The organism is Blautia acetica (assembly GCF_038739805.1).
Taxonomy (GTDB): Bacteria; Bacillota; Clostridia; order Lachnospirales; family Lachnospiraceae; genus Blautia.
On record NZ_JBBEWO010000042.1, the window covers coordinates 1 to 2097 of the forward strand.

2 protein-coding genes and 1 pseudogene are annotated in these 2097 nt (G+C 43.0%); 1 reads left to right on the forward strand and 2 read right to left on the reverse strand.

Annotated elements, in window-relative coordinates; translation table 11 throughout:
* Positions 1-170: 170 nt before the first annotated feature.
* Positions 171-1313, reverse strand: a complete 1143-nt coding sequence (dxr, locus tag WBS51_RS15060) for a 1-deoxy-D-xylulose-5-phosphate reductoisomerase (protein ID WP_342694156.1) — start codon at positions 1311-1313, stop codon at positions 171-173.
* Between the two features lie 13 nt (positions 1314-1326).
* Positions 1327-1518, reverse strand: a pseudogene (locus tag WBS51_RS15065) (phosphatidate cytidylyltransferase); the annotation flags it as partial.
* Positions 1519-1658: 140 nt separating this feature from the next.
* Between WBS51_RS15065 and WBS51_RS15070 the strand changes: the two are divergent.
* Positions 1659-1847 carry a helix-turn-helix domain-containing protein gene (locus tag WBS51_RS15070; RefSeq protein ID WP_173749901.1) on the forward strand — a complete coding sequence of 63 codons (189 nt, stop codon included), beginning with the start codon at positions 1659-1661 and terminating at the stop codon, positions 1845-1847.
* Positions 1848-2097: the final 250 nt, after the last annotated feature.

Here is a 2097-nt window from a genome sequence, read left to right on the forward strand (position 1 = left end):
GACGAAGTGAACCGTGAACCCGTGGTTTATCACTGGAAGTATAAAATGGATGAAATCAGTGAAGAGGAAGCAGTATCAATTTAATATAGCAATTATTTAATATTCGTTATACTAGTTCATGAAACAGCACAATCACAGAAAATACCAACAGTGCAATTAAAATTTTCAATCTACCACCTGCTTTCAATTCTATTGTATATTTCTTGTTCGATATTTAAAATCTCTTCTACGGTAGGTGCCGGGATTACTTTATGACTCTCCATAGCATCCTCAATAATCCGGTAAATATCCAGAAAAGCAATTTTTTTCTGAAGGAACAGAGCCACTGCCTTTTCATTTGCAGCGTTAAATACCGTTGGCATAGAACCACCTGTTCGTGATGCCTTCATGGCAAGAGGCAGGCCTTTGAAGGTTTCCATATCTGGATTCTCGAAGGTAATAGAACCAAGTTTTGCAAAATCCAGACGTTCCCCATCCAGATATCTCCTGGTTCCACCATAAAGAGCATATTGAATCGGCAGCCGCATATCCGGTGTTCCAAGCTGTGCCATCACACTGCCATCTGTAAACCGAATCATAGAATGAATCACACTCTGGGGCTGCACCACTACCTGAATCTGAGCCAGATCAACACCGAACAGCCATTTCGCTTCCATGACTTCTAAGCCCTTGTTCACCAGGGTCGCTGAGTCAATGGTAATCTTCTGCCCCATAGCCCAATTTGGATGCTTCAGGGCATCTTCCACCTGAATGTCTCTCAGGTCTTCTGTTTTTCTTCCTCTGAAAGGACCTCCGGATGCAGTGATGAGCAATTTGTCAATGGTCTTATGTTCTTCTCCGTTTAATGCCTGGAAAATAGCACTGTGTTCACTGTCCACCGGCAGAATCCGTACCCCATATTGCTCTGCCAGCGGCATGATGATATGTCCCGCTGTGACCAAGGTCTCTTTATTAGCAAGTGCAATATCTTTGCCTGCTTTGATTCCTTCAATAGTAGGACGGATTCCGATCATTCCCACAATAGCTGTGACAAGAATCTGTGTGCCTTCCATAGCCGCCAGTTCCAGAAGTCCATCCATACCTCCCACTACCTTGCAGTCTGTGTCTTTGACCCGTTCTCTGAGTTCTGCCGCTTTTTCTTCATCTCCTACTGCTGCCAGTCTTGGAGAAAATTCCCGGATTTGTTCCTCCAGCATGGAAATATTTCTTCCTGCTGCCAGGCCAAGAACCTGTAAATCTTTATTTTTTCTCACAATATCCAGGGTCTGGGTTCCAATGGAACCTGTAGAACCTAAAATCGCAATTTTTATCATACTTACCTTCTCCTTAAATCAACACGTTTGCCAGAAAATAGATAAACGGTGCTGTAAAAATCACGCTGTCAAACCGATCCAGAACCCCTCCATGTCCCGGTATCAGTTTTCCGTAATCTTTAATCTCTTTGTTTCTCTTAATCGCAGAAGCAGCCAAATCCCCTACCATGGAAATCAATGCTCCTACGGCACAGATGATACCATACACGCATTTTATCATTTCAACAACAAGTCATCGTCTTGACACGTCACCTTTCATTGGTTCCGTATTTAAAGATTTCCTCAGACAAATATACGCATTAGCATCTAATATGGATATTAACTTAATGGGGGGGGTAAAGTAACATGCTTGAAGCTTATGATGATATTTTAACCATTCCAGAGGTTGCGGATATTCTTAAAATAGGCACCTCTCAAACATATAAAATTGTTCGTACTGGGCAATTGAAAGGATTTAAAGAAGGGAAAGACTGGAAAATCCCCAAAAAATGTTTAATCGAATACATCATTAGCAAAGTATCCTACAAATATTAATGATGGTAGTCATGACCACCCGCTTAGCGGGTGGCATGTTCTCCCCCTATAAGGGGATATTACCTGCTTGCGCCCGGAAGGCGCACTGAAGTCTGCTAACTGCACCACATTTACAGGTGCCCCCAACTGGTGGCTTTTCAGTGCTTCCTTACACCGGCACAGCTCCAAAAGGAGCTTGCTGGTTTGCTTTGACTTCCTACTTACGCTCCAAGCGTTTTATTTATTGTGTTTCTTCACTGGCTCACCCGTA

What these genes read in the sequence shown, in the direction of transcription:
- WBS51_RS15070 (WP_173749901.1), top strand. Translation starts at nt 1,659, where the DNA reads ATGCTTGAAGCTTATGATGATATTTTAACCATTCCAGAGGTTGCGGAT.
- dxr (WP_342694156.1), bottom strand. Translation starts at nt 1,313, where the DNA reads ATGATAAAAATTGCGATTTTAGGTTCTACAGGTTCCATTGGAACCCAG.